The following is a 26,121-nucleotide window of genomic DNA, read 5'->3' on the forward strand; positions in this document are numbered from 1 at the left end:
AGTGAACGGCATTAGAGCGTTGTGCTCCTCTTAAGTATTTATCTTATTGCTTAAAGTGATTAAGACACTTCTTGCGCAGTCTCTACTCGACGCTTGTTACCCAATAAACGCTGCCAATTAAGCGGCATCATCGGCAGCACAATCAGAATGATCCCGAGTGCGGTAAACAGGTCGGGTATTTCATCAAACCACATCACACCAAACAATGTCACAAACGCCAGTCCAGAATATTCAGCCAGTGCAATCTGGCTCGCAGGAGCACGCTTAAACGCTTTGACCACCAAGGCATGATAAGCAAGTACAAGCAAGTTAATTGCCACAATCCACATCAGGTGTTGCCACGTAATGGCTTGCCATTGAGGGTAGGCGAGCAACAAAGCGACTGGTAATGTCATTAACGTTGTCCAAAACAAGGTGCACACCAAAGGCTGCTCTTGTGGCATACGGCGAATAAGGATGTTGCCCACACCGATGGCAAGCGCACTGCCGAGAGCAATGATTGCAGCCCAATGGAAATGTTCGGGACGAAGCACAATTAAGACGCCACCAAAACCAATAAAAGTACCGAAAATCTTGCCTTTGGAGGGTTTTTCTTTAAGGAAGATAATCGAGAGCGGCAGCACCAATAATGGACCGACATAGAAAATCGCATTCGCTGTCGCCAATGGCAGATGGGTGATTGCTACCATAGCGCTGGCACTGCCTATCAGAATCAATTGCGCACGCCAGAAGGTGATCCAATCGCATCCCATTTGACGTTCTCGTTTATCCAAACGAAGCCAAAGAGGTAAGAGCAACACCAGACTGATTAATTGGCGAATAAAGACGTATTGAAAAGTGGGCACCTCGCCATTAAGCATTTTGAGGGACACGTCGGAAAGAGACGCGACCAAGTTCGCCGCCACCAAAAGGAAGATGGCGCTAGAGACATCAGATTTTTTCATATTGGAATGGTTAGAGAGTTAGAGACTCAATCGATAAAGGGTACCGATGGTGGTTTTTCCTTGAGGAGTAATGCGAGTTTTTTGTGCCAACAACAGCTCTGCCGTCGCGACCGCATCCGCTAACGCATTGTGTCCGTTGTACTCAGGCAGCCCATAGCGAGCGCGAGTACCAGAGAGAGTGACATCAATTTCGTCACGAGGATTAATCGCTTTCTGTAGATGCTTTTCAATGCACATGGTGTCGAGCCAAACCAAAGGCGGTTCGCTGAGTTTAAACACCCGATGTAGATATTGATTGATGAACTGGGTTTCGACCACACAAGCGTGAGCGACCAAGATCTTGCCTTTGGCAGCATGGAAAAACGCTCGCATGGCATCATGGATTGAAACGCCCTCGGACAGCATTTGCGGCGTAATATGGTTGATCACCGCGGTTTCTGGTTTGATTTGCGAATCGCTATTGATGTACATGTGCTGGCTGGTGGCCAGATCCACTTTGCCATTCGCTATGTCTACCCAACCGATCGACAAAATCAGATCTTCTTCGCTGTCTAAGCCGGTCGTTTCCAAATCTAGCACAATGTAATTGGCGTCTTGTGCAAATTGCGCCGCTTCCAGACGTGGCGTTTGAACCAGCGCTTTAATGTGCTCTGGCATGGTTGTCTGTTTAACGTATTGCTCGCGCTTTCGATTCAGGCGCGAGCAAGGATGAAAGTGTTCTAAGATTCGCTTCATTAACGGCTCCCAAAGCGCACTTTCGCCGCTTCTTGCAAGTCAGCAATAATTCGGAAGGCGTCTTTCAGGTGTTGGCGTTCAAAGCTACCGAACGTATTTGGGTCGATGTGGTTATTTGGCTCTTCACCGCGTTTCAGCGCTTCTAACTGATGAGCAAAACGGAACGACAAGATGAACTGGTACGCGTTAAGGATGTTCTTGTACGCATCTTCACTTAATACGCCCGCTTCATTCGCGGCTTTGAAACGCTCGTCGGTTGCCGTTAAATCACATTCAACCGCCAAACCGTAAATGCGCGCCAAATCAATGATCAGATTGATGGCGTATTTCTTCACATCGAGCGTCTTCTTGTTCTCACCTGACTTCTCCAAAACCAAACTGTTGAAGATGCCCAACGGTGGGTTGGTATTCACCGCATCGTTCACAAGCATGGAGAGGAACTCACGATTGCTGCGGATGTTGGTGTGCAGCTCATCTCGCAAGATGCTCTCGTAATCTTTATTGCCGTAAAGGGTACGAATTTCCAAGAACACGCTGATGTTTAGTAAGCGCTCGTATTCTGGGTTGGCAACCCATTTCTTGTAGTATTTCTTCCAGACGCTCAGAGGTTGGCACCACTTTGGCGTCGCGGCCATAAACTTGCCAGGACACAAAGGGTAATCACAGCTCGCAAGGCCGTTACTGACGATCATAGCAAGATGCTTGAAGTAAATTCGGTCGTTCTCTGTCGCGTGGTCAGCAAGGACAATCGCGCTGTCTTGATCCGACAACATGTGGACTTCGTTACGAGCGTGGGAGCCTGCCACAATCCATGAGAACTTACATGGCGGCGGACCAAGCTTATCAATCGCAATTTGAATCAAACGGCGCGTGTAGGCATCCATGATCATCGTCATCACTTTACCGATGACTTCTGGTGAAACGTGCCCATCCACCAAGGCTTCAAAGATCGCTTGGCGCTCTGGGGTAAAGCTCGAAAGGGACTTTACGCTGCCTGCGTATTTGATTTTCTCGATCAAGAAGATGGCTTGCACACGGTGGTTTTGCACAAGGTGTGTCGTAGTCAGTACGCCGACGACCTTGTTGTTTTCTACCAATGGCAGGTTGCGAATATTGTGCTGCATCATCATCGATGCGGCATGCAAGACGAGATCATCTGGTTTGATGGTTTGCGGATCGTGGGTCATCACTTCAGAAATAGGGCGGTCTGTACTTACCCCTTGTGCGATAACACGCTTGGTCATATCGCGGTCGGTAATCAAGCCAACGATTTTGTCGTTTTCGTAAACCACGGCGCAAGGGGAGCATTTGGTTAGCATCTCGTTTGCAACGGTTTGAATCGACTGGTCGGCAGTCACCACCGCAACGCGACCGCTGGCAACCTCACCAACGCGGCGAATGAACAAGCCTTTCTCTTTGTTTGACCACACCACATCCAGCGCTGATTTCAAACGAACTTGCGCTTGAGAAGCAAAGTGCTCTGCACATTCAGGGTGGGTTTCGAACAGTTTTTTAAGCGCCGAGTTGGGAATTACATAAACCAGTGAGTTCTCAATCGCGATGGCACGGTAGCCTTTCGTGCTGTCGATTTGGTTGCCAAGAAAGGTGAAGCCGAAGATGTCTTCTGGCCCCAGTTTCGCTCGTAGCACACCATCGGACTTTCTTTGCTCCATAGAGCCTGTACGTATGATGTAGAGTGACTTTTCTTGGCCTGTCGCGCATTGGTCAATGACTTCACCTTTGCCAAGGTAGGTAATCTGCACGTGCGATGCGAGTTCACGCAAGGCGGGTTTTGGGATCTTGTCGAATGGGTCGATTTGCCCGATAAATTGCAGGATGTTTGGCAGCAAAGATTCAGTCATAACACAGCACTTTAATAAATTTAATTTGTATTATTATATATCTAAATTTAATCAAAGTATCACTGATTAAGAAGTTTTTTGTGAGGAAAGAGAGGGTTCTTGCTGAAGCAATAGGGGAGTAGATACAAAAAAGCACGCGAAGGACGCGTGCTTTCAATGGTTCGTCGCTGAACTTATTTTACTGGCGCTAAGCGGTGCTTAGAGTCTAATAAGTGATTCGCTGATGCTTGGCGCGCTTTGTCAGCGTTGCCTGCCATGATTGCATCGTAAATCTGACGGTGTTCTTTGATACAAGTGCTGCCTTCTTCCGAAGAGTGCGCAATAAAGTTAACGAACATCGTCGTTAGGATATTGCCGAACGGTAGGTAGAAGTCGTTACCTGTTGCATTGAAGATCAGGCTGTGGAAGCGAGTGTCCACTTCCATCCATTTTTCGTGATCAAACTCTTCCGCTTCTGCAACGTCGACCATCTGTTGGAAAGTTTCAGATAATTCAATACGTTGTTCCGCAGTCGCGTGGATAGCAGCAAGTGCACATGCCTCTGGCTCGATCGCACGGCGTAAACCAAGGAATTGACCACAGAACTGGTCAGTATCAGCAAGACCGTCCATCCATTCAATCAGTTGAGGATCTAAGAAGTTCCAGTAAGCACGGTTGATGACGCGAGTACCAACTTTAGGGCGCGACTCAAGTAGACCTTTCGACGTTAGCAATTTCACTGCTTCACGTAGTGCAGTACGGCTGATGCCAAATTGCTCACAAAGAACCATTTCGCCAGGTAGGATAGAGCCCTGAGGAAGCTTACCAGACAAAATACCACGTGCGATTTCACGCGCTACTTGCACATGAAGGCTTCGCTTAGAGCCTGAGATAGAATGAAATTCGCCAGACATAATCTTCACTTAATTACTAAATATGTATTATTTAAGCCGTACTATAGCACTCTTGCCCCCACCCACCAAGCAGATGTGAACGTAATATAAGAAGGTTCACATAACGCGTGTTTTCACTAGACACAATCAATGATTGCGTTGACTTGACCGCTTCTTCAATATCGTTTTTATCGCTATCAAGTTGTTAAATTATTCATACAAATAATAGCTGTAAAATCCTACTTGTTGTGACCCAAACCACAAATGCAACGCAAAACTGACGAATTTTGCCGGATCTCGCTCAATTGGGCGCAAATACGCTTGCGACTCATAGATCTTATTGTATGATTTATTTCGAAGGCACGAATAACTAACATAGGTAAACTGTCATGTTTAACGATTTGAAAGGTAAGCGCGTACTTATCACAGGTTCTACATCAGGTATGGGCCTAGCGGCGGCACGCGTGTTCGCAAAATACGGCGCTAAAATCGGCATTAACAGTCATCAAACCGGTCCTGACGCAGATGCAGCAGTGACTGAGCTAACCGCACTTGGTGGCGATGTTAAGTTTTTCCAAGCGAACCTTATGGTGACTGCAGATTGCGAAAAACTGGTTAAGGAATTTACCGATCATTTCGGTGGCATGGACGTGCTAATCAACAACGCTGGTGGTCTTGGCGGTCGTGAAAACCTAGAAAACATCGATGATGAGTTCTACAACCGCGTGATGGATCTGAACGCTCGTTCTGCGTTGATGACAACCAAATATTCAATCCCGCATCTACGTGCATCCGCAGCGGAGTCTGGTGAGACAGCATGCGTGATCAGCACTGGCTCTATCGCAGCTCGTGAAGGTGGCGGTGTTGGTGCTGGTATCTACGCGGCATCAAAAGCGTGGTTACACGACATTCACCGTAACTGGGTGAAAGAGTTCACTAAAGACAACATCCGTTTCAACATCGTTTCTCCAGGTACTATCGACACCGCATTCCACGATGGTAAATCTGATGAGTTGAAAGCAGCAATCGCAAGCGGTATCCCTATGGGTCGCTTCGGTCGAATCGAAGAAGTAGCACCAACGTTTGCTTTCTTCGCTTCACATGCATGTTCTGGTTACATCACTGGCCAAGTGCTGGATGTAAACGGCGGACAAATGGCGCCATAAGCGCTGACCTATTTCGTTTCAGACGAATACACTGACCTCAAAAAGCCAGCTTCGTCTGGCTTTTTTTGATCATTTATCAAGTGCTACGGCACTGGAAGCATAATTATAAGGAGCGTCAAATGGCAAAGTTTTCTCTTGTGGAGGATTCACACCGCAAGATCCATGTGCAAGTTGCCAGACAAATCGCCCGCAAAATACTGTCAGGTGAGCTAAACCAAAATGAAAAGCTACCCAATGAGATGGATCTCTGTGACGCGTTTGGCGTGAGTCGCACAGCATTACGCGAGTCAACCAAACTGCTATCAGCAAAAGGGCTAATCGAGTCAAAGCCGAAGGTGGGGACGACCATTCGTGCGCGCAACCACTGGCATTTTCTCGACCCTCAACTCTTGGAATGGATTCAAGATTTAGAAGATACCGAGCCGTTTCTGGCTCAGTTTTTGGGGCTGCGTAAAGCGATTGAACCAGAGGCTTGTGCCTTAGCGGCGAATAACGCAACAGCAGAGCAACGCAAAGAATTGTCGGTCATTTTTCAGCGTATGACCATGGCAGCCAATCGTTTCGATTATGACGATTGGACGGTCAACGACCACCTGTTCCACCAGACAATATTCCTTGCAACAGGCAATCAATTCTACATTCCGTTTAGCAATATTTTGTCGACCATCTTCAAGCAGTTTATCGATCATTCAGCTGAAGGCGGTCGATTCTGTATTGAAGAGCATCGCGCGATTTACGATGCGATTATGGCGGGGAATGGAGACCAAGCTCGCATCGCGTCGCATACATTGCTTAACGACGAAAACCAAAAACTGGCTCAGGTCGTCAACGGTTGATGAATCAACGTGTATTTGGCTTTGCTCTAACGGTGAAAGGATAGGGCAAGGCCAACGTTTAGCGGCAACAGCTTCCTTGCTAGTCGCGCTTGTGACAACTCCGAAAGGTCTACCATGTCTTCCCAACCCTATATAAGAAAAAATCTCTCCCTTGCTTGGCCGTTGGCCTTGAACGCATTATTAATGCAGTCGATGTTAATGATCGACACCTTCCTTGTCTCACCACTCGGTGAAGTTTCCCTTGCTGCCATGGGTATTGCTACCACCATCGTCTCCTTTGTTTTAGGTATCCAAATGGCGTTGGCGAACGGCTCACAGTTGGTACTCAGTCGTGCAGTTGGATCTGGGCAACACCTGTCGCTGAACAAAGGTTTCTGGGCGGGCTTAATTATCAACGTTTTGGTCGCGGTTGTGTTTTGGACACTGATTACCGCCTTCGACAAAGCGTTGATCAGTAAGTTGACCGACAACGTTGCTCTGTATGCTGAAACCGAACGCTACCTCGCTGTCGCCAAGTTCATCATCATCTTTAACGCGATTACCCAAGTCATGATCGCCTTGTTTAATGCACTTGGCCGAACCAAAGTGCCGTTCAAAGGTTACTTGATTGAGCTGCCAGTCAACATGGCAATGTCGTACGTGTTGATTCATGGCTTTGCTGGTTTTGAGGGCATTGGTGTGCAAGGCGCGGCAGCAGGCAGCTTAATCGCCATCACCATTCGATTGCTGTACTTAACGCTTTGTATTCGATGGGATGATTCCATCGTCTTGTCGATTAAGAACCTAGATGCGTCACTGAAGGCCAACACGCTAAATCACTTTAAAGAGATTTTTCCCGTTGCAGCAAACGTGACTATGTTGCAAACCGGCGCGACTATCTACATGTTGTTGTACTCACAGCTGACATTGAACGCCTACGTAGCGATGACCATCGTAATGCCTTGGATCAAAGCAGGGACACAGTTCATCACGGCTTGGGCGCACTCGTCGGCGATCACGATCAGCCAAGCGATTGGTTCACGTCAAATGGATGAGCTACGTAAGAATGTTGATATCAGCATCGACATGGCTGTGATGATCTCATTTGTCTCGGCGGCGTTCTTCTTAGCCTTGAGTTTTGTTCTACCGGATTTATACCCAGACCTAGATCCAAGTACCTATGTAGCCCTTGCTTCTATCGCGCCGTTATACGTCTTTCTGCCGATTGTTCGTGGCTATAACACGGTACACGGTCACGTGTTACGTGCGCTGGGTAAGACCACAGAAGTCTTCAAGATCAACTTCACTGGCCAGTGGATTGTGTCCATCCCATTGTGTGCGTTGATCATTCTGCACTGGGATCTCTCTTTCTTTTGGGCGTTCGCCGTTATGCCATTTGAAGAAATAGTGAAAGCACTGCCATTTAGGCACTTGGCGCGTAAATCACTCAACGAGTTTGATCTGAAGAAAGCTGAGAAGCTTATGTATGATTAATTTGTCGTTTTTATTTTGATTTTTCGTCTAGTAATGAGCCCTTAACGATGAGGGCTTTTTTGTCTCTATAGTTTACTGCTGAGTGTTTGGTTTAAATAACCTGCTTTTATCTATCACTTTTTCTTAAAGTATGATCCAAGTAGAACTTGCAATGATCAAACTGTGAGCGATTTTACACACCCGATTTTCCGTTCGGTTTAATCTCTGGATTAATGATTAATATGTACGACAATAATACATAAATAAGGAAATCCAAATCCATGTGTAATAACAAAAGACTGAACAAGAATCTCCTCGCTGCCGCGTTACTTACTACGCTACCAATGACCGCTTTGGCCCACAATCAGACACCTCATCCAGTGCCTGCGGATAAGTTCGACATGATGAACTGGAAAATCACCTTGCCAATGGACAAAGACAACAACGGTCGAGCGGATGAAATCGAAGGGGTGGCGATGCTCAGTTACTCACATCACCAATTTTTCTTCTTAGATGAAAACGACAATATGGTCTTTGAAGTGCCGAACATGGCGGTGACAACAAAGGGCTCTACAAACGCGCGTTCTGAGCTGCGCCAAATGGGGCGAGGCACTGATGTCGATATCAGCGTGAAAGCGCCAGAAAACAACTGGGTGATTGCTGCGCACCCTCAAGCGGAATCATTCAGCGCAGTAGGAGGAACAATAGAAGCGACGTTAAAAGTAAACCACGTTGCTACGCGCTCTAAGAATCCAGAAAAATACCCAGCGTATTCCGTCGTGGTAGGGCAGATTCATGCAGGCAAAGATCCGGCTCAATTAGAGGCGAACACAGGGTTTGGACACGGCAACGAACCACTAAAAATCTTCTACAAGAAATGGCCTAACCATAAGATGGGATCGGTGTTCTGGACATACGAACGCAACCTAGCGAAAGCAGATCCTGACCGTACGGACATCGCTTATCCGGTATGGGGTAATACATGGGAAAGCAACGCCGAGCCGGGAGACAAAGGCATCGCACTTGGTGAAGAGTTCAGCTACAGCGTAAAAGTCGAAGGCAACATGATGCAGCTTGCGTTCGAAGCCGAAGGCCACCCAACCGTGAAGTATGAACTCGACTTGAGCAATAACGTCGACGCCTATGGAAAAGTGGATAAGAAAGACTTCGCGAAAGGTTATGCGAACGAGTGGTTCTACTTTAAAGCGGGCGCTTACGGACAATGTAGCGTGAAAACTGGCGATAACTTCTGGGCGACAGGCTGTGAAGGAACGGGAGATTTCGAGACGGATAAGAAGAACGGCGATTACAGCAGTGCGACCTTCTCTGTCCTGAAGTTAAACGGCAAATAAGCCCGAAATTAGACTTCTTGCTAAAAAAATCCCTACCACGTGGTAGGGATTTTTAGTTGATTACTAAGTTTTTGGGTATCTATGTCTATCGGTATCTATGTTTGTCTGCGTCTGGGAAAGTGTTATAGATCGAAGCGATCGTTGTTCATCACTTTCACCCAAGCTGCGACAAAGTCTTGGACAAACTTCTCTTTGTTATCGTCCTGAGCGTAAACCTCAGCGTAAGAGCGCAGTACCGAGTTAGAGCCGAATACTAAGTCGACACGTGACGCTGTCCATTTGGTTTGGCCAGAAGCGCGTTCGCGGATTTCGTACTCGTTATCACCGGTCGGATGCCATGTGTAGCTCATATCAGTGAGGTTAACGAAGAAATCGTTGGTCAGTGCGCCGACGTTATCGGTAAATACACCTTGGCTTGTACCACCATAATTGGTGCCAAGAACACGCATACCACCAATGAGCACCGTCATCTCGACAGCGGTCAGTTGCATCAATTGGCTTCTTTCCAATAACAGCTCTTCTGCCGTTACGACGTAATCGGATTTCAGCCAGTTGCGGAAGCCATCGTGAATTGGTTCAAGCACATCGAACGAATCGGCATCGGTCATGGCGTCCGTCGCATCTCCACGTCCTTGGCTAAATGGGACAGAGATATTCATACCTGCGTTGGATGCCGCTTTCTCGATACCCACGCCACCCGCCAGCACAATCAAGTCTGCCATGCTAATTGGCGAGTTGTGTGTGGTGCGAATATCGTCGAGCACGCTCAACACTTTCTGCAATCTTTCTGGCTCGTTGCCCACCCAATCTTTTTGCGGAGCAAGACGAATACGTGCGCCATTGGCACCGCCGCGACGGTCAGAACCACGGTAAGTACGAGCGCTGTCCCAAGCGGTAGAAACCAACTCGGCAATGCTCAATTCACTATTGAGAATCGCCATCTTGAGCGCATCGATGTTCTCTTCAGATAGGTGGTAAGAGACAGGTGGTACGGGATCTTGCCAAATCAAGTCTTCTGCTGGCACATCAGGGCCGAGGTAACGAGATTTAGGGCCTAGATCGCGGTGAGTCAGTTTAAACCAAGCGCGGGCGAAACAATCTTCGAAGTACTTAGGATCATCACGGAAACGCTCTGCAATCTTGCGGTATTCCGGATCAAACTTAAGCGCCATATCCGCATCGGTCATCATTGGGTTGCGACGAATGCTTGGGTCTTCCACATCCACCGGCATATCTTCTTCTTTGATGTTTACTGGCTCCCATTGAGCAGCACCCGCTGGGCTCTTAGTAACCCACCAGTCGTAAGTGAATAACAAGTGGAAGTAGCCGTTATCCCATTTGGTTGGGTTAGTGGTCCACGCACCTTCTACGCCACTGGTGACGGTATCACGTCCTATGCCGCGAGAGGTTTTGTTGAGCCAACCAAAGCCTTGGTCTTCAATTTCTGCGCCTTCGGGTTCAGGGCCGAGTAGGGAAGCATCACCATTACCGTGTGCTTTACCCACAGTGTGACCACCCGCGGTGAGCGCAACGGTTTCTTCATCGTTCATTGCCATGCGCGCAAAGGTGACACGCATATCGTGTGCAGTTTTGATTGGGTCAGGTTTGCCATCGACCCCTTCAGGATTTACGTAAATCAAACCCATCATTACGGCTGCAAGTGGGTTTTCTAGATCGCGTTCACCAGAGTAACGATTGTTCTCTCCGCCACTTGGTTGCAACCACTCTTTTTCTGCGCCCCAGTAAATGTCTTTTTCAGGATGCCAAATGTCTTCACGACCGCCAGCAAAACCAAACGTTTTAAAGCCCATGGATTCATAAGCCATGTTACCAGCAAGAATCATCAAATCAGCCCAAGACAACTTGTTGCCGTATTTTCTTTTGATTGGCCAAAGTAGACGACGTGCTTTGTCTAGGTTGCCGTTATCTGGCCAACTGTTGAGTGGAGCAAAACGTTGATTACCTCGGCTTGCGCCACCACGACCATCTGCAATTCTATAAGTTCCCGCAGAGTGCCACGCCATACGAATCATCAAGCCACCGTAATGGCCCCAGTCTGCTGGCCACCAATCTTGGCTGTCGGTCATCAGATCTTTTAGGTCTTTTTTTACTTCCTCTAAATCGAGAGAGTTAAAAGCATCGGCATAATTAAAATCCGCGCCCATTGGGTCGGTTTTTTGGTCGTGTTGATGAAGAATGTCGAGGTTGAGGGTTTTCGGCCACCAATTGAATTCAGCTGCCTGTTGGTTGGTGTTCGCTCCATGCATGACAGGACATTTGGAGTGATTGTTTTTGTCGCTCATCTCTTGCTCCCTAACTGGGGTTAGTGTTCCCAAAGTTTAGTTACAGGTTGCGTATTTCGCCCTTGCGGTTTTACGTTATATTTCGGGATTTTGTTCAAAAGATGATCAGTGTCATTCTTCAATAACTTAACCGTATTTAATGCTCAATATTGACGTTGGATCTCAGTAATTCTTTTCGAAGATAAAGGATGAAGAGGATGGTTTTCGCAAGCTTAGTCTCGTGCGAGAAAATGAACCTCAAAGTGTCGCTAATCCCTCGTCACTTTGTCAGATTGTTCTCGAACCCGACGTAAGATTTCCCAATCCAATGTTGGCCAATAGTAATCTCATTTCACCGCTCTAACATGTGCCCTAAGCAACAAATACAGGGCTTTTAAATGAGAACAGCAAAGGGTTTCACCTTAATTGAATTAGTCGTGGTTATCGTGATTCTTGGGATTTTAGCCGTGACGGCCGCACCACGTTTTTTGAATATTCAAGGCGATGCGAGAGCAGCAGTGATCGAGGGCGTGAGAGGCGCTGTGGTGAACGCGAACCAAATTGCCAATGCTAAGTATCAGCTTGGTTATGGCGTATCGATTGGCTCTACGGCAACAGACAATACCTTTTTAGATTTGAACAAAAATGGTGCGCAGGACGATGGCGAACCTCTGATGGTTTGGGGACATTTAGACAACGTTTCGGTTGAAGAAATGGTGAACCTCGATGGGGATTTGGTGGTGTCTGATCCAGAAGCGCCGGGCAAGAACAAACTCTACATTGGTTTTGCTCAAAGTGCCGATGCATTAGAGAACAGTCAATGCTATTTCCTTTACACCCAAGCATCGGGAGAGGGCTCAGAACCGAGCTTTGAAACGGTGACATCCGGTTGCTAGTTCTTTTGAACCTCGACAGTTTTGCACAACAAATCTGGCCGTTTTTAATAGACACGTCTCTGTAAACCTTGTCGGCTTTCATTGAACTTGTTCTAACGTCATCACACTTCTTGGACTAAGTGGTTTAAGTTTTCGCCAAAAATCGTAACGCTGTGTGCAACAGAGTGAACCGAAGATTGTTTGGCGTATCGATTCACCGGAAAGGATTTATCACTGTTCAACTTAGTATCAGAGCGGAGCAATCAGCGTTGCTCTACGAGCTCTAAAGTCGAGAAGTAAAGGATGAGAAGCAAACAGAATAAAGCGGTATTGTGTGCGTTTGTATCGGGTAGCCTATTTGGCGCAGCACTGGTCATCGCCATGTATATCCAGATTTGATGCCGTGCTGGCAAAGCGTGCCAAAACTGAAAAATCAAATTGTACAAGGAGTAGGGTTGTTTTCAGCTCTGCTCCTTGTTAGTTTTAAAAGCATGAAAACGACATTCACACCTTCATCAAACTTCTTCTGGTGGCGCTCTAATTAGAGCGGCGCGGAATCCTTACATTCTTACGCTGCTGGACGGTAGCTAAGAGTGTCATGCCTTTTTATCTCCAGTAGCGATCTATTTTTATTCGGAGATAAGTTATGAACACCACACAAAACACTCAACAACGCGAAGTCATTCTCACTGGCGACCGAGCCACTGGCCCTCTGCATTTAGGTCATTACGTCGGTTCACTACAACAGCGTGTTGCGCTACAAACTCAGCACGATCAAACCATTCTCGTTGCCGATATGCAGGGCTTAACCGATAACGCGCACAATCCTTCCAAGGTCTCTTCCAATATCTTGAACGTCGTTGCTGATTACCTTGCTGTTGGCATCGACCCAATTCAAACCACCATCTGTTTGCAGTCTCAAGTTCCGGCGCTTGCTGAGCTAACCATGTACTACAGCAACTTGGTTTCTATCGCACGCTTGGAGCGCAACCCGACGGTGAAAAACGAAATTCAAAGCAAAGGGTTTGAGCGTTCCATTCCGGCTGGATTTTTGACTTATCCAATCTCTCAAGCGGCTGACATTACCGGCTTTCACGCGACACTTGTTCCCGTTGGTGATGACCAATTGCCAATGCTAGAGCAAACCAATGAAATCGTGAGAAAGATAAACCATCTTGGCGGGAAAGCTATTTTGAAAGAGTGTCGTCCACTGCTCAGTGATGCACCGCGTTTGCCAAGCACAGATGGCAAAAACAAAATGTCGAAAAGCATGGGTAACGCAATTAACTTAGGCGCGACAGAGAAAGAAATCAGCGCAGCGGTGAAATCCATGTACACCGACCCAAACCACTTACGTATTGAAGATCCAGGCCAAGTGGAAGGTAACATCGTGTTCACTTACCTTGATGCGTTCCATGCTGATAAAGCTTATGTGGAAGAGTTAAAAGCGCATTATCGCCGTGGCGGGCTGGGTGACGGAACAACCAAGAAAATATTGGAAGAGTGTCTGCAAGAGATGCTTCGTCCAATCCGAGAAAAACGCGCCATGTTCCTAGATGACAAAGCACAACTGATCGAGTTCTTAAAACAAGGTAGCCAACGTTCATGTGAGAAAACTGAGCAAGTGCTATTTGATGTGAAAGGTGTGTTTGGTTTGAATCTGTTCTGAAATCGGGTCTGCAAATTACGACCAAAAAATAATTCAAAAAAGTGTGCATCCTTTTGCGACCTCAAACGTGTTAGAGGTAAATCGTTTAGAGGGTGCCACTATGTTGGACATTTTTACCCATTTTGCCGACTGGCTGACGTATTCCATTCTCAACTTGGAAGCCAGCACTTCAATGGCAAAAGGTGTTCATTTCTTTATTGAAGACACAAGTAAGATCCTAGTCTTACTGGTTGTGTTGATTTACGTTATCTCCGCACTGAGAGCCAGCCTGAGTGTGGACAAAGTTCGCCAATATCTGCAAGGCAAGCACCGTGGTGTGGGTTACTTTCTTGGTTCTCTATTTGGTGCGATTACCCCATTTTGCTCGTGCAGTTCTATTCCTTTGTTCATGGGGTTTGTCTCCGCGCGCATTCCTATTGGTGTGACCATCGCATTTCTTATTACCTCGCCTTTGATCAACGAGGTGGTGGTCATCATGCTCGGCAGTGTCCTCGGTCTGAAATTCACCATTATGTACGTCGTTATCGGTATGCTACTGGGCATTTTTGCAGGCTTTGTCTTGGATGCTTTTAAAGCTCACCGTTGGTTACAACCTTTCCTCGCCGAGGCGTATCAAAAAGCCAATGAGCTAGATGCGCTGCCTCAAACGGCGATTGAGTCTCCGCCAATGACGTTGAAACAGCGCCACGAATTTGCTGTGAACGAGACCAGCACCATCTTCAAGCGCATTTGGATTTGGGTATTTGTTGGGGTAGGGATCGGTGCGTTTATTTATGGTTTTGTTCCGGCTGATTGGTTCGAGCAAAACCTCGCACATGGACAATGGTGGACGGTGCCACTTGCCACGCTCAGCGCTATTCCAATTTACACCAACGCTACGGGCATCGTGCCAATCATGGCGTCGTTGATAGACAAAGGCATGCCACTGGGAACCACGCTTGCGTTTTGCATGGGAGCGGTCGCCGTGAGCTTGCCAGAGTTCATGATGCTCAAACAAGTCATGCAATACCGATTACTTGGCGCCATCGCGGGTTACTTGCTGGTGGCAATTTCCATCACGGGTTGGTTGTTTAACTTCTTCTATTAATCACAGCAGAGCAAATGCTCACAGGAGTCTGATATGAAAAGCATTCAAGTTTATGGTTCAGGTTGTAAGAACTGCATCGTCACCGCAGAACGTATTGCCGAGGTTGCGCAAGAGCTAGGGCAGCAAATCAGCATTGAAAAAGTCACCAGTTTAGAAGCCATCATGAAAGCAGGCATTATGAGCACACCCGGTGTCGCGATTAATGGCGAGTTGAAACACACGGGTTCGGTGCCATCTGTTGATCTGGTTCGTGATTTGCTCAAAGAAGATGTTGTAGCGTAAAGGTAAGGAAAGCGCGTAGCGCGTGCGGATTGTTTTAATGAGCACGCGCGACGACCAATCGAGATTCAAGAATGAAATGTTTGATGAATGCGTGGAACCATGCAGAACCGAGCCTTTATGGTTGGCTACTAAAGCAAACCCAAAATCCGCATGAAGCGGAAGACATCATGCAAGAAGTGTTTCTGAAAGCCATGGAGAACAGCGAGCGTTTCTGTACATTGCAGGACGGCAAATCATGGTTGTTTAAGATGACCAGAAACCAATTCGTTGACCAACTAAGACGGAAAATCCAATCGGTAGAAATCGAAGAGTTTGTCACGCCAACAGAAATCTCTCCCGCGATGGTTCAACTTCAACGTTGTCTTCCAAAAGTATTAGTGAAACTTACCGAGCAAGAGCGAGATGTGATAGAGCAATGTGACCTCAACGGCATGGCACAAAAAGACTACGCAGAGAAAAACCAGCTCAGCCTGCCTGCTGTGAAGGCGCGTTTACGTCGAGCCCGAATAGAGCTCAAAAGCATTTTGGTGAGCGAGTGCAAAGTGACCTAAGACCAAACGGGCGTCTGCTGCTTTAAGTCCTTTCAAGCTGAACCTTAAATCTTTCTGACAGTAACATTTTTGAGTTAAATTTATTGATAATAATTCTCATTACGTTATGTTTGTGGTCTCAAATATACTCATTGTTGCGGAGACCAACATGGAACACTCGGATATTACTCAACTGCTTATTCCAAAGAGTGATTGGGCATCGCCTGATCTTTTTCTTTATGAAGGGGAAGACAAACTTCGTCTGAGCTTAGAAGGCGCAATTCAATACAGTGGATTGAACAGCATTGGTGGCGTGATTCTAGGCTTTAGGATGATCCAATACGCGGTGCAACTGGCGGCGGGTGATCAGTCTTTGCAACGAGATGGCATCAGTATTTATACCGCGTTCCCTGGTCGTGGTGCTCAAGATGCTTTTGAATACACATGCCGCGCACTACGTGATAAACGCTACTGCTGCGATACCACATTGCACCACCCAGCAGCGCAAACCGGGCAACGTGGCCAGTTCCTATTTACGATTCGTTTGAATGAACAGTCTATGGTGATGACACCGGCAAATGGACTACCAAGAAAAAGCTACTTTGAGGCTGACCGACATTCGCAAGACAGCCGAGAAGCCGCATTGAAATGGCGTGATGAGAAGATCAACTTCGCTAACACGCTCTTGAGCTTGCCTCCGGAAGAGTGCTTACGCGTGTTGTAACCCTTGAGTTCTTAACGGAACGAATTTCAGAAGGTCGCTCGCTTTCAATTGAGCGACATTCTTGTATCAAGTATTCGCGGGAATCAGATTCCTAGTCGCGCCTGGGCTTGCTGGAATGACCCAGTTTAAGCTTTGAGTTAGTGGAAGCCGTATTTGTTGCCTACGATCACGACCCCAAACAGCGTCATTCCCTAGAGCGAAGAATGAGCGAGTAGGGAATCTCTCACTTCCAATTGCTCAGACAAACGTACCATCAACCCGCAAAGAACTCGCGACGAAAATCTGCCACCTCTTGCTCGTAATAACGCTGCCATTCCGAGTCCGATAAACTCGCGTGGCTGGTCGCTCTTTGTGTGGCCAGTTTGGATTCAAGCTGCTGCAACTCACTCTGATAATCGCGTACTTGCTGCTTTTGCTCGGCGACTTGTTGTTCGCGAGCGTGTATCTCTTCACTCTCTTGCTCAGAAAGGTAAGTGTATTGAAGCTCTTCAATCAAAGCCTCGCGCTCTGTTTGGCTTACGTTATCCGGAATTAACGCCACCGCACGCTCGTACTTTGCTTGCTCGCTGGCTAATCCCAACGTTTCCTCATTGCCTTGCCACTCTTGAACTAAATCCTCAAAGGCTTGTACGTAGTCTTGAGCGGGAGTCGAATCCAACTGCTCTGCCTGCAAACTAAAATCGTAAAGGGCAAATTCATCAGCAAAAATCACTTCGGCCAGCTCACCCCATATCTTTCTCGCTTCCGTTTTGAGAAGGGCAACACGAGAGGCGAGCGGTTGCTGCTCATTAAACAACAAATCACCCACACTTTGCTGCCACAAACTATTGAGCTGATGGTAATTCGCCAGTAAAGCAAAGCGCTCACCCGACATATAACTTTCCAGCTCGGCCAGCTTAGCTTCGCAATTATGATCAGACATACACGTATGCCAGAACGTCTCTATTTCGGCTTTTAATGCACGACCTTTGACGTCATTCAAACGTCCAGCAATGACTTTAATTGGAGAAGGGGTGTCTTTGGCTTTCGGTACGACTTTTTTACTGGCAGTTTGATTGGCTGATGAAGAAGAATTGCCACTAGTATCTTGCTCAGCACGTCCTTCAATAACAGAAGAAAACGGCAACAAGCTTTCATGCTTATCACCCGCCATTGAGAACCAAATCGTGCCCGCCACAACGGCGGACACAGTAACTAACGCAATACGCTTCATGGTTTGATCACAGCGCTAACAGGGAAGTGATCCGACAGATTGTAATGCTTCCACAAACTCTCTGCGGTAGAGCGCGGAACGTCGACACGGTTATCGTTAAATGACTTCACGCCATATTCATTACTCACCATCACGTAGTCGAGGTACTCCACATTCTCGCCACCAGATAAAGCCTCTCCGGCAAAGTTATTGATTCGAGGATCGAAAGTCGAAGCGGTATAACCTGAGTACTGCGGCTCGATCGCACTTAAGTTCGCAATCATCTGCTGGTAGTCACCAGGGAACTTCAACTTGTTCACGTTAAAGTCGCCGCTGTAAACCACAGTCTCGTTGGTAGGGATATTTAGAGATTGAGCCATTGTGCGCATCTGCTTGAACTGGCGCTGACGATATTCGCGCGCCGTATCCGTATCAAAAGACGCAGTATGAGTCGCGAACACATGATAAGCCTGACCGCCTTTGATGATCTCCGCATAATTCACGCCTTTATCGGCAAAGCAATCCGTGCCCGAGCAATCTGGGAAGACGTATTGAGCCTGATTGACGATAGGATAACGGCTCACAATGATCACGCCACCGTCGTAAATATTGAAGCCATCTTTATCCAACATCTTAGTCTGGTAAGGGTACTCTTTTGCAAGCTCACGCAAGAAAGCATCACGGCCGCTGGCAAACACCTCTTGAAGTGCCAGCACATCGTAACCTTTGACGTAATCAGGAATGAGCTCATAACGATCGCCAATGTGAGAAGCAATCGCTGGCAGTGCCCAGATGTTATAAGTCATCAGCTTCAGGTTCTGCTCATCGGTATCGACGACTTCATCCACCTTGTTCGGTGTGATGGTGTAATACAAATCATCATAACGAGCTGTGCTAGCAGATTTAAACGCCAGTTCTGACGTGCGGTCGCCAAATGCATCGGTACTAGAGCGGTGAATATTACGATCGTCTTTGAGTGCTAAGCCCACATCCGCCGCAGACAAGCCATATTCAATCGTAGAGTTATACCAATGGCCTTCCATCACTTGGTTAAGCGTGATGCTCTCACCTTGTGGGTTAGACACCACGGTTTCAAAGCGATAGTTCTGACCAGATTTCACGCCTTCCCAGCGATTAAAGCTCAATACGGATTTGGTTTCCCAAGGGCCAAGCACTTGTACATGCTGCTGCCATTCTTCTCCGTATTTCAGTAAATCACTGCCTTCGTGTTTCACCTGAATGGTTAACGGTTGGTCTGAGTTATTGGTGAGGTATACGTCCGTATCTGCCAAGCTCGGTAATGCCACTAAACCGCTTAGCAAAAGACTCCACTGCGAAAATCTCATCTTGTTTATCCATAAGTTGTGTTAGAGCAATAATTCTTATTTATAAATATGACTAGCACGTTAAATATGGATGACAGAAAGGCACTCAGCAGAAATAGTTAGCGAGTTGTGATCTTTGTTCGGATTTGGAAAGGAACAAAAAGGCTTACAATGTGTAAGCCTTTCGTGAGTTTAGATAAGATCGTATTTGGATGGTTCAGGGAATAGTAAGCTAAGGTTTTTCTTATCCATTTTGAAAAGTGGGCCTTTTTCACTGACGCGGCCAGTTTTCCCGCTTCTCTTAATCAAATGGTCCATTGTGATCACACCTGCTTCTATTAAGGGAAGTAGTTGGCTAACAATTGGTGCTTTTGTGTGTGTAACGCTAAGCAACTGAAATTGCTCAACACCTTCTACCATCTCGCTCTTGGCTTCCACCCAGAATGTTTCTGCGTGCTTTTCCTTCAGTCGATTCCTAAGCAAATCACCAGGCCAGACAGCGACCAATTCGCTCTTATTTGACCACTCTTCCAACTGATCTTTTGATTGGTTATAAATAAAGCTTAGCCCTTGTGAGTTTTCCTTTTGAGTGCTCACAGTACAATAGAGCTTAAAGTCTTCTTCTCTTTGATATCCATACTTATTGAGAATTTCAGCACTTTTCTTACAAGGGCTGAGTGACCAATCAGCGACTTGAGCAAACAGAGTTGTTCTATTAGTTGAGCCTCGACCGGACTTTAGTTCTATTCCTTTGTAATCAGGCTTTTTGCTAGAGTTAGCTTCTATACCAAGCATCGTCTCAAGCGTATAGCCGATAGCTGTATCCCCTTTTCTAAGAGCAGAGAATTGAGAAGCTGCTAAGGCTCTGAGCTTATCAAGAAGTTCAGTTGCAACTTCATTGCTCTCTTTCACTTGAAGTGTTAGGACTTTACCTATTTCTGAACTTTCTCGTTTTAATTGTTCTTCTAGACAAACATCAGACAAATTAAATAGAAGAGCTCGTTGCTCATCGATAACAATTGCAATTTGATCTCCGGCGTTTGCGAATTTTGTTAATCCGCGGAACCACATCCTTGGATCGCCTTGTTTTGTCATCGGTCGATAAAGGCTGACTTTTGATTTAACTTGAGAAAACTCACTAACAAGAATTGCCTCTTTGACTACCTTGTAATCAGGCCCTTGTTTTTGCTCCCAATAAAAATGGAAATTCTCAAGTTCAAAGTGAGATCGAACTGTTTGCGTAGCATCGAGAATTGATTTCTTTAACCCCGTTATTGTGGGCTCAAAAATAGAAAATTCTAAGCCGAGTCGAGTTAAAACTTTTTTATTCTCGTTTACCTTTTTTTTGTGTGACAGCTCTAACTCGGTTGAGCGCTCTTTCTCCAGAACTGCAAAGTCTTTTTCACTCATCGAAACATCTTCATATTCAACAAATGTTGTTGATGGAGTAGGTGTAGGAATTGACGTTTGTTCTTGTTTTATCAAGAACTCATTCAGGTCACTCCAAGATTGAAATCCGTATTCATGACTCAGCTTATTTAGCGCCTCTGAGTGAGAGATGTTTTGTGCTTTCTTAAGGGCTTTCGCTCTTTGTTTTAATCTGGAGATCGTAGGTAGAGATTTTTTGTCTTTTGACATGGTTTGATTGCCTTTTGGCGCTACGTAATATTGAAGTAACTGGGAGCGCGTTGGCGCTTTTTTCAAAGGTTCCCCTAAACCTGAAGGGCCAAAAGGTGGTGATACGTAGCATGACTCACAACCTTTTAAGCTATCTATGTGCGTAAAGTTGTGGTGCTTGTGATAACCAGATCTGCAAACACCGACATCCGCCGATAGATTTACAGAGCTGACCAAGAGGGGTCTTTATGTGAGGTGAGGCTGCTCTAATAAGCCTTTGATAACAGCATATTACAATAAAAGTGAGAATCAACGAAAGGCTTAGGCAAAATTAAGCCTGGACATTCTGTCTAGCTTTGCTTAGAATCCCCAGCATTCGTTTTTTATTGATGGGTTTTTTCGTGAATCATATTGAGTTGTTTGCTGGGTGTGGAGGGTTGTCTCTAGGCCTAGATCAAGCCGGGTTTGAATTGGTTTTAGCTAATGAGTTGTCTCCGATGGCGGCAGAAACATTTGCATATAATTTCTTTAATGAAGATTTGCACGAGCTAGCAAATCAAGAAAAAATGCCGTCTCATACCTTTTGGTTGAATAGCAAATACGACGAATTAAAGCCTCGTTTACGTGAAAACCCTTTTGAGTTTCCTCCTTATGGAGAAGAGGGAACTACAGATTTGGGCGCAAAAAACTTGCCTCTAGATGGCAAGCTGGTTGTTGGAAGCATTGTCGAGCTAAACCGCCTGCTAGAGAGTAATGATAAGTTCACTAAAATGTTGCAGACTGCTTTTGGTCGCAGTGGCGGGTTAGATTTAGTTTCAGGAGGTCCCCCTTGCCAAAGCTTTAGTATGGCAGGTAAGCGAGAAAAGGATAATGACAAGAATACGCTTCCTTGGGAGTTTGCTAAATTTGTGAAATTAACAAAACCCAAGATTGCATTGCTTGAAAACGTCACAGGCATATTGCGACCATTTAAGGACTCTGAAGGGCAACAGTTTCATGCTTGGTATGAGGTTGCAAAGGTTTTTGCATCAATTGGTTATGTTCCATTGTGTTTGCACGTGAATGCCCGATTGGCTGGAGTTGCTCAAAATCGACCTCGCTTTATTCTTATCGCAGTACATTTAGAGCACTTTGAGAGTATTCAAGCGTCTCTTGATAGTGTTTCTCTATCTCTGTTTGAGCAACCTTTAGCGTTTTATAATGAAGTTCGAGGTCTAGAAGAGGCTGAACTGAGTAAGATGCCGTTTGGTCGACTAGATTATGTTGATGCTACAAAAACTAGCGGAATGACCCTTTTCAAAAATAGTTTTCTACAATCGTTGGTTGATTGTGAAAAGGAAGTATCAGTAAAAGAAGCCTTAGACGATCTAAAAATCAACGATCCTTCTGAGCCATCTGAATTTGTTAATGCACTAAATGCAACATTTAAGATTCTTAAGAAGCACCCTAAAGGTCTAAATCATGCGTTAAGAAATAACAGTCCGTTGGTGCAGCGTCGCTTTCGACTTTATCAGGTGTTGCAGCAAGTTGATGACCGCTCAGTTACTAAGAGTGTGTTCGCCGTTCTAAAAGGTGAGACTGATTCATTGACTATGACTTCATGGGAAGCGTTAAAGCCTTTTGAATATCTTCATGAAAATGGCGAGTTGTATCAGTTTGATACCAAAGAGCAGTTTGAGCTGTACCTGAAAGCTCACCCTACTAAAAAACAAACTCAAAAGGCCTTAGTGTCAGATAGTCCAGCCCCAGCGGCGTTGTCTATACCTGATGATGCATGCCATTACGATAAGAAAGAACTTAGAGTTTTGACTGTCAGAGAAATGGCTCGTATACAATCTTTCCCGGATAACTTTGTTTTCAGATCAAAGATTACAACTGGGGGACAGATGAGAAAATTCGAAGTGCCACAGTATACTCAGGTTGGTAATGCAGTACCTCCAATACTAGGCCTAAAGCTTGGTCTATGTATCTCCAAGCTTTTGAGTTAACAGAAGAAGCCGACTTTATTGTCGGCTTTTTTAATTATTCAATCCGTAGTGTTATGCTTTCGGAGAGATAATCTGGCAATGGATTTCTATTGGGGAGAAATAAGAAAAATGTAACACCAGTGGTAGCATTCTTCTTAATAGAAAGAGTTTCTAATATTCGTAGCTCAGTATTGGTGGATAAGATAGTTGCAACCGCTTTAGCTCATAAAGGCGTAAGCAAATAAAATTATTTAATAGGTGGAAGATATGGAAATCACATGCCATTGCGGGAACATCGTTGTTCAAGCTGACGTACCGAAAGAGATAGCGTCATGTAATTGCTCTATCTGCCGTCGGTATGCAGCTTATTGGGCTTACTACCCACCAGAGCAAGTATCAGTTCGCTATTTGAAAGAGCCTTCTGTCTTTTATATCTGGGGTGATAAAGAAGTCGAGTTTCACCGCTGCAATCTGTGTGGGTGTTTGACACACTACGTAACGACAGAGAAATGCGACGCTGATATCGTCGCCATCAATATGAGAATGGCAGAAGAGGAAGTCTTGAAAGATATCCCGTTGAGACTCATAGATGGTAAGCGCTACTAACCAAAAAGCCAGACACATGTCTGGCTTTTATCTTTCTAATTAACGGACTTTATCTTTGATATTTCAATCAGTTGTGTAACGTTTTCGGCGAGAGACAATCTGCAAATCTGGCAATTGGTTTATAAATTAGAGTTAAATGTCTAATTTCTGAACTAACTTCATAAATACTATGCAACTCAATTCACATTGTTTGTTGTAAGGAATATAACAGCGCCCTCAAACATATAACTAATTAATGAGTGTTGTTATGTCTCATACCCGTCTATTCCCACGTCATCGCTTGGCGCTAGCTTGTATGCTTGCCAGTGTTTCCAGTTTCTCATTCGCTCAAGAACAGTGTGATATTCCTGATCTTCAACAGGCGCCTGATCTTGCTTTAGCCGTTTCTGAAGCGACTCATCATTGTTATGGTGCTTGGTTCTCTGCACCTGCTGATTCACTGAACGATATCTACAGTGAAGCGAGCTTAAGCCGTATTCAAATCGCGTTAAACCAAGCCATTGCAAGTTACCGCGGTGAGACAGAACAAGCGCGCAAACTCGAAAACCTTGGTGAGTTTGTCCGCGCGGCTTATTACGTTCGTTACAACGCGCAACAGCCGGACTTTTCTCAGGCATTAGGCCAACGTTTTGCTCAGTCGATTAATGCGTTTTTAGCGAATCCACACGCGTTAGACCAAGGACGCGAGCAAGTAGGGGCGATGAAAAGCCTGACGTTGATGGTCGACAATGTGAAGCAACTTCCTCTAACGATGGAAGCACAACTTGCGGCACTGCGTCACTTCGATCGCGAAACGGCGCAAGACACACAGTGGGTCGATGGGTTGAATAACCTTTTCCGTGCAATGGCTGGCCATGCTTCGCGAGATGATTTTTACCAGTACATGGCGAACCATACTCAACACATCGATACGTTAGCAGCATTTGCTCGTGATAATGCTTGGGCATTGGATACGGATGCGAGCTTCTTGGTTTACAACGCCGTTCGCGAAACCGGACGTTTATTAGCGAGCCCAAACCAAGCAACCAAAGAGAAATCGCTGCGTGTGATGCAACAAGTGATGGAGCAAAACCCGCTTGGTAGTGAACACGATAAGCTTTGGTTAGCGGCAGTCGAGATGATGAGCTACTTCGCGCCAGAGGGTCTGAATGGTTTGGATTTAGACCAAGCGAAGCGTGATTTGGCGGCTCGCGTGCTAACGAATCGTCATGAGTGTGATGGTCCGGCTATCATTCGTTCTCAAGATTTAACCCAAGCCCAATCTGTTGAAGCTTGCGAGGTTTTAGCCGCAAAAGAGGCCGACTTCCACCAAGTGGCGAACACAGGGCATCAACCTGTTGCGGACGACAACAACGAGCGAGTGGAAGTCGCAGTGTTTGCGAACAACGGCAGCTACGTGGATTACTCGTCTTTCTTGTTTGGTAACACGACGGATAACGGCGGTCAGTACCTTGAGGGTAATCCAGCACAAGCAGGCAACGTGGCGCGCTTTGTCGCTTACCGTTACGACAATGGTGAGGCGCTTTCTATTCTCAACCTAGAGCATGAATACACCCATTACCTAGATGCGCGATTCAACCAATATGGCTCATTCAGCGATAACTTGGCACATGGTTACATTGTTTGGTGGCTAGAGGGCTTTGCTGAGTACATGCATTACAAGCAAGGTTACGATGCGGCGATTGGGCTGATTGCTGACGGCAAGATGAGCCTATCGGACGTGTTGGCGACCACTTACTTTCACGATACCAATCGAGTTTATCGTTGGGGCTACTTAGCGGTTCGCTTTATGTTGGAAGAGCATCCGCAAGAGGTAGATAGCTTACTGGCGCTTTCTCGTTCTGGTCAGTTTGCTGAGTGGGCAAAACAGGTTCAATTATTGGGTGAACAATACAATGGCGAGTTTGACCGTTGGTTAGATTCAGTCTCTAGTGAACCTCAGCAACCTGATCCAAACCCAGACCCAAATCCGGGTGAGCCGACTGAGCCTTCTGATCAAGTAACGCAGCTTGTAGCAAATCAAAGTGTGGTGCTCAGTGGCGCAGCATACAGCGAACAACTGTTCTATGTGGATGTGCCAGAGAACACAACTCACTTTGACGTAGCGATTCATGGCAATAGCCAAGGCGATGCCGATTTGTACATGAGCTTTGAGAAAGAAGCCCATTACTATGACTTTGAGTTCAGCCAATATGGTGATGGCAGCAACGAGATGGTGACGTTTGAGCCGGAGCAATCGGGTTACATCAAGCCGGGTCGTTACTACATCAGCATTGCAGGCCGTTCGGACTTTAATGACGTGACGTTGCAGGCGTCATTAGTGACTGAAACCCCAACACCGCCAGCACAAGAGCAAGATGACTTAACCCCAGTGGTATTGGAATCTGGCCAAGCGCAAACCTTAACGGTGCACCAACAGCGTTACGCAGCGGTTTATGTTCCGCAAGGCGTACAAGAGGTGCGAGTGTGGCTAACCGACAAAAATGGTAATGCAGACAATGGCAACGTTGATCTGTTTGCGAGCAAAGCTTATTGGCCAACAGCAGGGCAACACGAATACGCATCAAACTACTGGGGCAGCAATGAATACCTGCAAATCCCAGTGACAGAAGAAGGCTATGTCCACTTCTCATTGAATGCTGATCAGCAAGGGGATGAGGTCGAGATGTTGGTTTACTTCTACTAACTCGCTGTATCGAAATCAAACCCTCATAAAACCAAAGCCGGACATCAGAGTCCGGCTTTT

The 26,121-nt window shown here is 46.2% G+C and carries 21 protein-coding genes; 13 read left to right on the forward strand and 8 right to left on the reverse strand.

What is annotated here, in order from left to right; genetic code table 11:
- Window positions 1-59: 59 nt before the first annotated feature.
- From H735_RS25060 to H735_RS25075, 4 genes are all read right to left on the reverse strand, one after another.
- Entirely contained in the window at window positions 60-944 is an 885-nt protein-coding gene (locus H735_RS25060) for a DMT family transporter (RefSeq protein ID WP_020197016.1), read from the reverse strand.
- 18 nt (window positions 945-962) lie between these two features.
- Window positions 963-1,679 carry a 3'-5' exonuclease gene (locus H735_RS25065; RefSeq protein WP_009705696.1) on the reverse strand — a complete coding sequence of 239 codons (717 nt, stop codon included), beginning with the start codon at window positions 1,677-1,679 and terminating at the stop codon, window positions 963-965.
- Window positions 1,679-3,541: a putative nucleotidyltransferase substrate binding domain-containing protein gene (locus tag H735_RS25070; protein ID WP_020197015.1), complete on the reverse strand. Its 1,863-nt coding sequence runs from the start codon at window positions 3,539-3,541 to the stop codon at window positions 1,679-1,681. Before H735_RS25070 ends, H735_RS25065 begins: the two co-directional genes overlap by 1 nt.
- A 173-nt stretch (window positions 3,542-3,714) precedes the next feature.
- Window positions 3,715-4,434, reverse strand: coding sequence for a FadR/GntR family transcriptional regulator (locus H735_RS25075; RefSeq protein ID WP_020197014.1), 720 nt, complete (start codon window positions 4,432-4,434; stop codon window positions 3,715-3,717).
- 368 nt (window positions 4,435-4,802) lie between these two features.
- Between H735_RS25075 and H735_RS25080 the strand changes: the two genes are divergently transcribed.
- The 4 genes from H735_RS25080 (at window position 4,803) to H735_RS25095 (ending at window position 9,219) form a co-directional block, all read left to right on the forward strand.
- Window positions 4,803-5,579, forward strand: coding sequence for an SDR family NAD(P)-dependent oxidoreductase (locus H735_RS25080; RefSeq protein ID WP_005437107.1), 777 nt, complete (start codon window positions 4,803-4,805; stop codon window positions 5,577-5,579).
- A 119-nt stretch (window positions 5,580-5,698) separates the two neighbouring features.
- Window positions 5,699-6,415, forward strand: coding sequence for a FadR/GntR family transcriptional regulator (locus H735_RS25085; protein ID WP_005437108.1), 717 nt, complete (start codon window positions 5,699-5,701; stop codon window positions 6,413-6,415).
- Between the two features lie 183 nt (window positions 6,416-6,598).
- Window positions 6,599-7,888: an MATE family efflux transporter gene (locus H735_RS25090; RefSeq protein ID WP_020197013.1), complete on the forward strand. Its 1,290-nt coding sequence runs from the start codon at window positions 6,599-6,601 to the stop codon at window positions 7,886-7,888.
- A 260-nt stretch (window positions 7,889-8,148) separates the two neighbouring features.
- Window positions 8,149-9,219, forward strand: coding sequence for a polysaccharide lyase family 7 protein (locus H735_RS25095; RefSeq protein WP_020197012.1), 1,071 nt, complete (start codon window positions 8,149-8,151; stop codon window positions 9,217-9,219).
- Between the two features lie 122 nt (window positions 9,220-9,341).
- Here H735_RS25095 and katG read toward each other — a convergent pair whose 3' ends face one another.
- Window positions 9,342-11,522, reverse strand: a complete 2,181-nt coding sequence (gene katG / locus H735_RS25100; RefSeq protein WP_020197011.1) for a catalase/peroxidase HPI — start codon at window positions 11,520-11,522, stop codon at window positions 9,342-9,344.
- Between the two features lie 377 nt (window positions 11,523-11,899).
- Between katG and H735_RS25105 the strand changes: the two genes are divergently transcribed.
- From H735_RS25105 to H735_RS25130, 6 genes are all read left to right on the forward strand, one after another.
- A complete protein-coding gene (locus H735_RS25105; protein WP_020197010.1) occupies window positions 11,900-12,397 on the forward strand; it encodes a prepilin-type N-terminal cleavage/methylation domain-containing protein in 498 nt (165 codons plus the stop codon).
- Window positions 12,398-13,022: 625 nt separating this feature from the next.
- A complete protein-coding gene (gene trpS, locus H735_RS25110; protein WP_020197009.1) occupies window positions 13,023-14,045 on the forward strand; it encodes a tryptophan--tRNA ligase in 1,023 nt (340 codons plus the stop codon).
- Between the two features lie 100 nt (window positions 14,046-14,145).
- On the forward strand, window positions 14,146-15,132 hold the full coding sequence (locus tag H735_RS25115) for a permease (RefSeq protein ID WP_020197008.1): 987 nt from the start codon (window positions 14,146-14,148) through the stop codon (window positions 15,130-15,132).
- A gap of 33 nt (window positions 15,133-15,165) precedes the next feature.
- A complete protein-coding gene (locus H735_RS25120; protein ID WP_020197007.1) occupies window positions 15,166-15,414 on the forward strand; it encodes a thioredoxin family protein in 249 nt (82 codons plus the stop codon).
- An 83-nt stretch (window positions 15,415-15,497) separates the two neighbouring features.
- Entirely contained in the window at window positions 15,498-15,965 is a 468-nt protein-coding gene (locus tag H735_RS25125) for an RNA polymerase sigma factor (RefSeq protein WP_020197006.1), read from the forward strand.
- A 148-nt stretch (window positions 15,966-16,113) separates the two neighbouring features.
- The gene (locus tag H735_RS25130; protein WP_020197005.1) at window positions 16,114-16,668 is read left to right on the forward strand and encodes a hypothetical protein; all 555 of its coding nucleotides are present in this window, start codon (window positions 16,114-16,116) and stop codon (window positions 16,666-16,668) included.
- A gap of 253 nt (window positions 16,669-16,921) precedes the next feature.
- Here H735_RS25130 and H735_RS25135 read toward each other — a convergent pair whose 3' ends face one another.
- The 3 genes from H735_RS25135 to H735_RS25145 all read right to left on the reverse strand — a co-directional run bounded on the left by H735_RS25135 (window position 16,922) and on the right by H735_RS25145 (window position 20,889).
- Window positions 16,922-17,881 (reverse strand): hypothetical protein, encoded by a 960-nt coding sequence (locus tag H735_RS25135; protein WP_020197004.1) that lies wholly within the window; start codon window positions 17,879-17,881, stop codon window positions 16,922-16,924.
- Window positions 17,878-19,206, reverse strand: coding sequence for a sphingomyelin phosphodiesterase (locus H735_RS25140; protein ID WP_020197003.1), 1,329 nt, complete (start codon window positions 19,204-19,206; stop codon window positions 17,878-17,880). Before H735_RS25140 ends, H735_RS25135 begins: the two co-directional genes overlap by 4 nt.
- 171 nt (window positions 19,207-19,377) lie before the next feature.
- The gene (locus tag H735_RS25145) at window positions 19,378-20,889 is read right to left on the reverse strand and encodes an MvaI/BcnI family restriction endonuclease (RefSeq protein WP_227741551.1); all 1,512 of its coding nucleotides are present in this window, start codon (window positions 20,887-20,889) and stop codon (window positions 19,378-19,380) included.
- A 314-nt stretch (window positions 20,890-21,203) separates the two neighbouring features.
- Between H735_RS25145 and H735_RS25150 the strand changes: the two genes are divergently transcribed.
- The 3 genes from H735_RS25150 (at window position 21,204) to H735_RS25160 (ending at window position 26,061) form a co-directional block, all read left to right on the forward strand.
- Window positions 21,204-22,790 carry a DNA cytosine methyltransferase gene (locus H735_RS25150; protein ID WP_027726776.1) on the forward strand — a complete coding sequence of 529 codons (1,587 nt, stop codon included), beginning with the start codon at window positions 21,204-21,206 and terminating at the stop codon, window positions 22,788-22,790.
- Between the two features lie 246 nt (window positions 22,791-23,036).
- On the forward strand, window positions 23,037-23,375 hold the full coding sequence (locus H735_RS25155) for a GFA family protein (RefSeq protein WP_020197000.1): 339 nt from the start codon (window positions 23,037-23,039) through the stop codon (window positions 23,373-23,375).
- Between the two features lie 247 nt (window positions 23,376-23,622).
- Entirely contained in the window at window positions 23,623-26,061 is a 2,439-nt protein-coding gene (locus tag H735_RS25160; protein ID WP_020196999.1) for a M9 family metallopeptidase, read from the forward strand.
- Window positions 26,062-26,121: the final 60 nt, after the last annotated feature.

Origin of the sequence: Vibrio owensii CAIM 1854 = LMG 25443, assembly GCF_000817815.1 — a bacterium.
Taxonomy (GTDB): Bacteria; Pseudomonadota; Gammaproteobacteria; order Enterobacterales; family Vibrionaceae; genus Vibrio; species Vibrio owensii.

Coding starts and splice junctions, on each gene's coding strand:
- H735_RS25060 (WP_020197016.1), bottom strand. CDS start 944: ATGAAAAAATCTGATGTCTCTAGCGCCATCTTCCTTTTGGTGGCGGCG.
- H735_RS25065 (WP_009705696.1), bottom strand. CDS start 1,679: ATGAAGCGAATCTTAGAACACTTTCATCCTTGCTCGCGCCTGAATCGA.
- H735_RS25070 (WP_020197015.1), bottom strand. CDS start 3,541: ATGACTGAATCTTTGCTGCCAAACATCCTGCAATTTATCGGGCAAATC.
- H735_RS25075 (WP_020197014.1), bottom strand. CDS start 4,434: ATGTCTGGCGAATTTCATTCTATCTCAGGCTCTAAGCGAAGCCTTCAT.
- H735_RS25080 (WP_005437107.1), top strand. CDS start 4,803: ATGTTTAACGATTTGAAAGGTAAGCGCGTACTTATCACAGGTTCTACA.
- H735_RS25085 (WP_005437108.1), top strand. CDS start 5,699: ATGGCAAAGTTTTCTCTTGTGGAGGATTCACACCGCAAGATCCATGTG.
- H735_RS25090 (WP_020197013.1), top strand. CDS start 6,599: ATGCAGTCGATGTTAATGATCGACACCTTCCTTGTCTCACCACTCGGT.
- H735_RS25095 (WP_020197012.1), top strand. CDS start 8,149: ATGTGTAATAACAAAAGACTGAACAAGAATCTCCTCGCTGCCGCGTTA.
- katG (WP_020197011.1), bottom strand. CDS start 11,522: ATGAGCGACAAAAACAATCACTCCAAATGTCCTGTCATGCATGGAGCG.
- H735_RS25105 (WP_020197010.1), top strand. CDS start 11,900: ATGAGAACAGCAAAGGGTTTCACCTTAATTGAATTAGTCGTGGTTATC.
- trpS (WP_020197009.1), top strand. CDS start 13,023: ATGAACACCACACAAAACACTCAACAACGCGAAGTCATTCTCACTGGC.
- H735_RS25115 (WP_020197008.1), top strand. CDS start 14,146: ATGTTGGACATTTTTACCCATTTTGCCGACTGGCTGACGTATTCCATT.
- H735_RS25120 (WP_020197007.1), top strand. CDS start 15,166: ATGAAAAGCATTCAAGTTTATGGTTCAGGTTGTAAGAACTGCATCGTC.
- H735_RS25125 (WP_020197006.1), top strand. CDS start 15,498: ATGAATGCGTGGAACCATGCAGAACCGAGCCTTTATGGTTGGCTACTA.
- H735_RS25130 (WP_020197005.1), top strand. CDS start 16,114: ATGGAACACTCGGATATTACTCAACTGCTTATTCCAAAGAGTGATTGG.
- H735_RS25135 (WP_020197004.1), bottom strand. CDS start 17,881: ATGAAGCGTATTGCGTTAGTTACTGTGTCCGCCGTTGTGGCGGGCACG.
- H735_RS25140 (WP_020197003.1), bottom strand. CDS start 19,206: ATGAGATTTTCGCAGTGGAGTCTTTTGCTAAGCGGTTTAGTGGCATTA.
- H735_RS25155 (WP_020197000.1), top strand. CDS start 23,037: ATGGAAATCACATGCCATTGCGGGAACATCGTTGTTCAAGCTGACGTA.
- H735_RS25160 (WP_020196999.1), top strand. CDS start 23,623: ATGTCTCATACCCGTCTATTCCCACGTCATCGCTTGGCGCTAGCTTGT.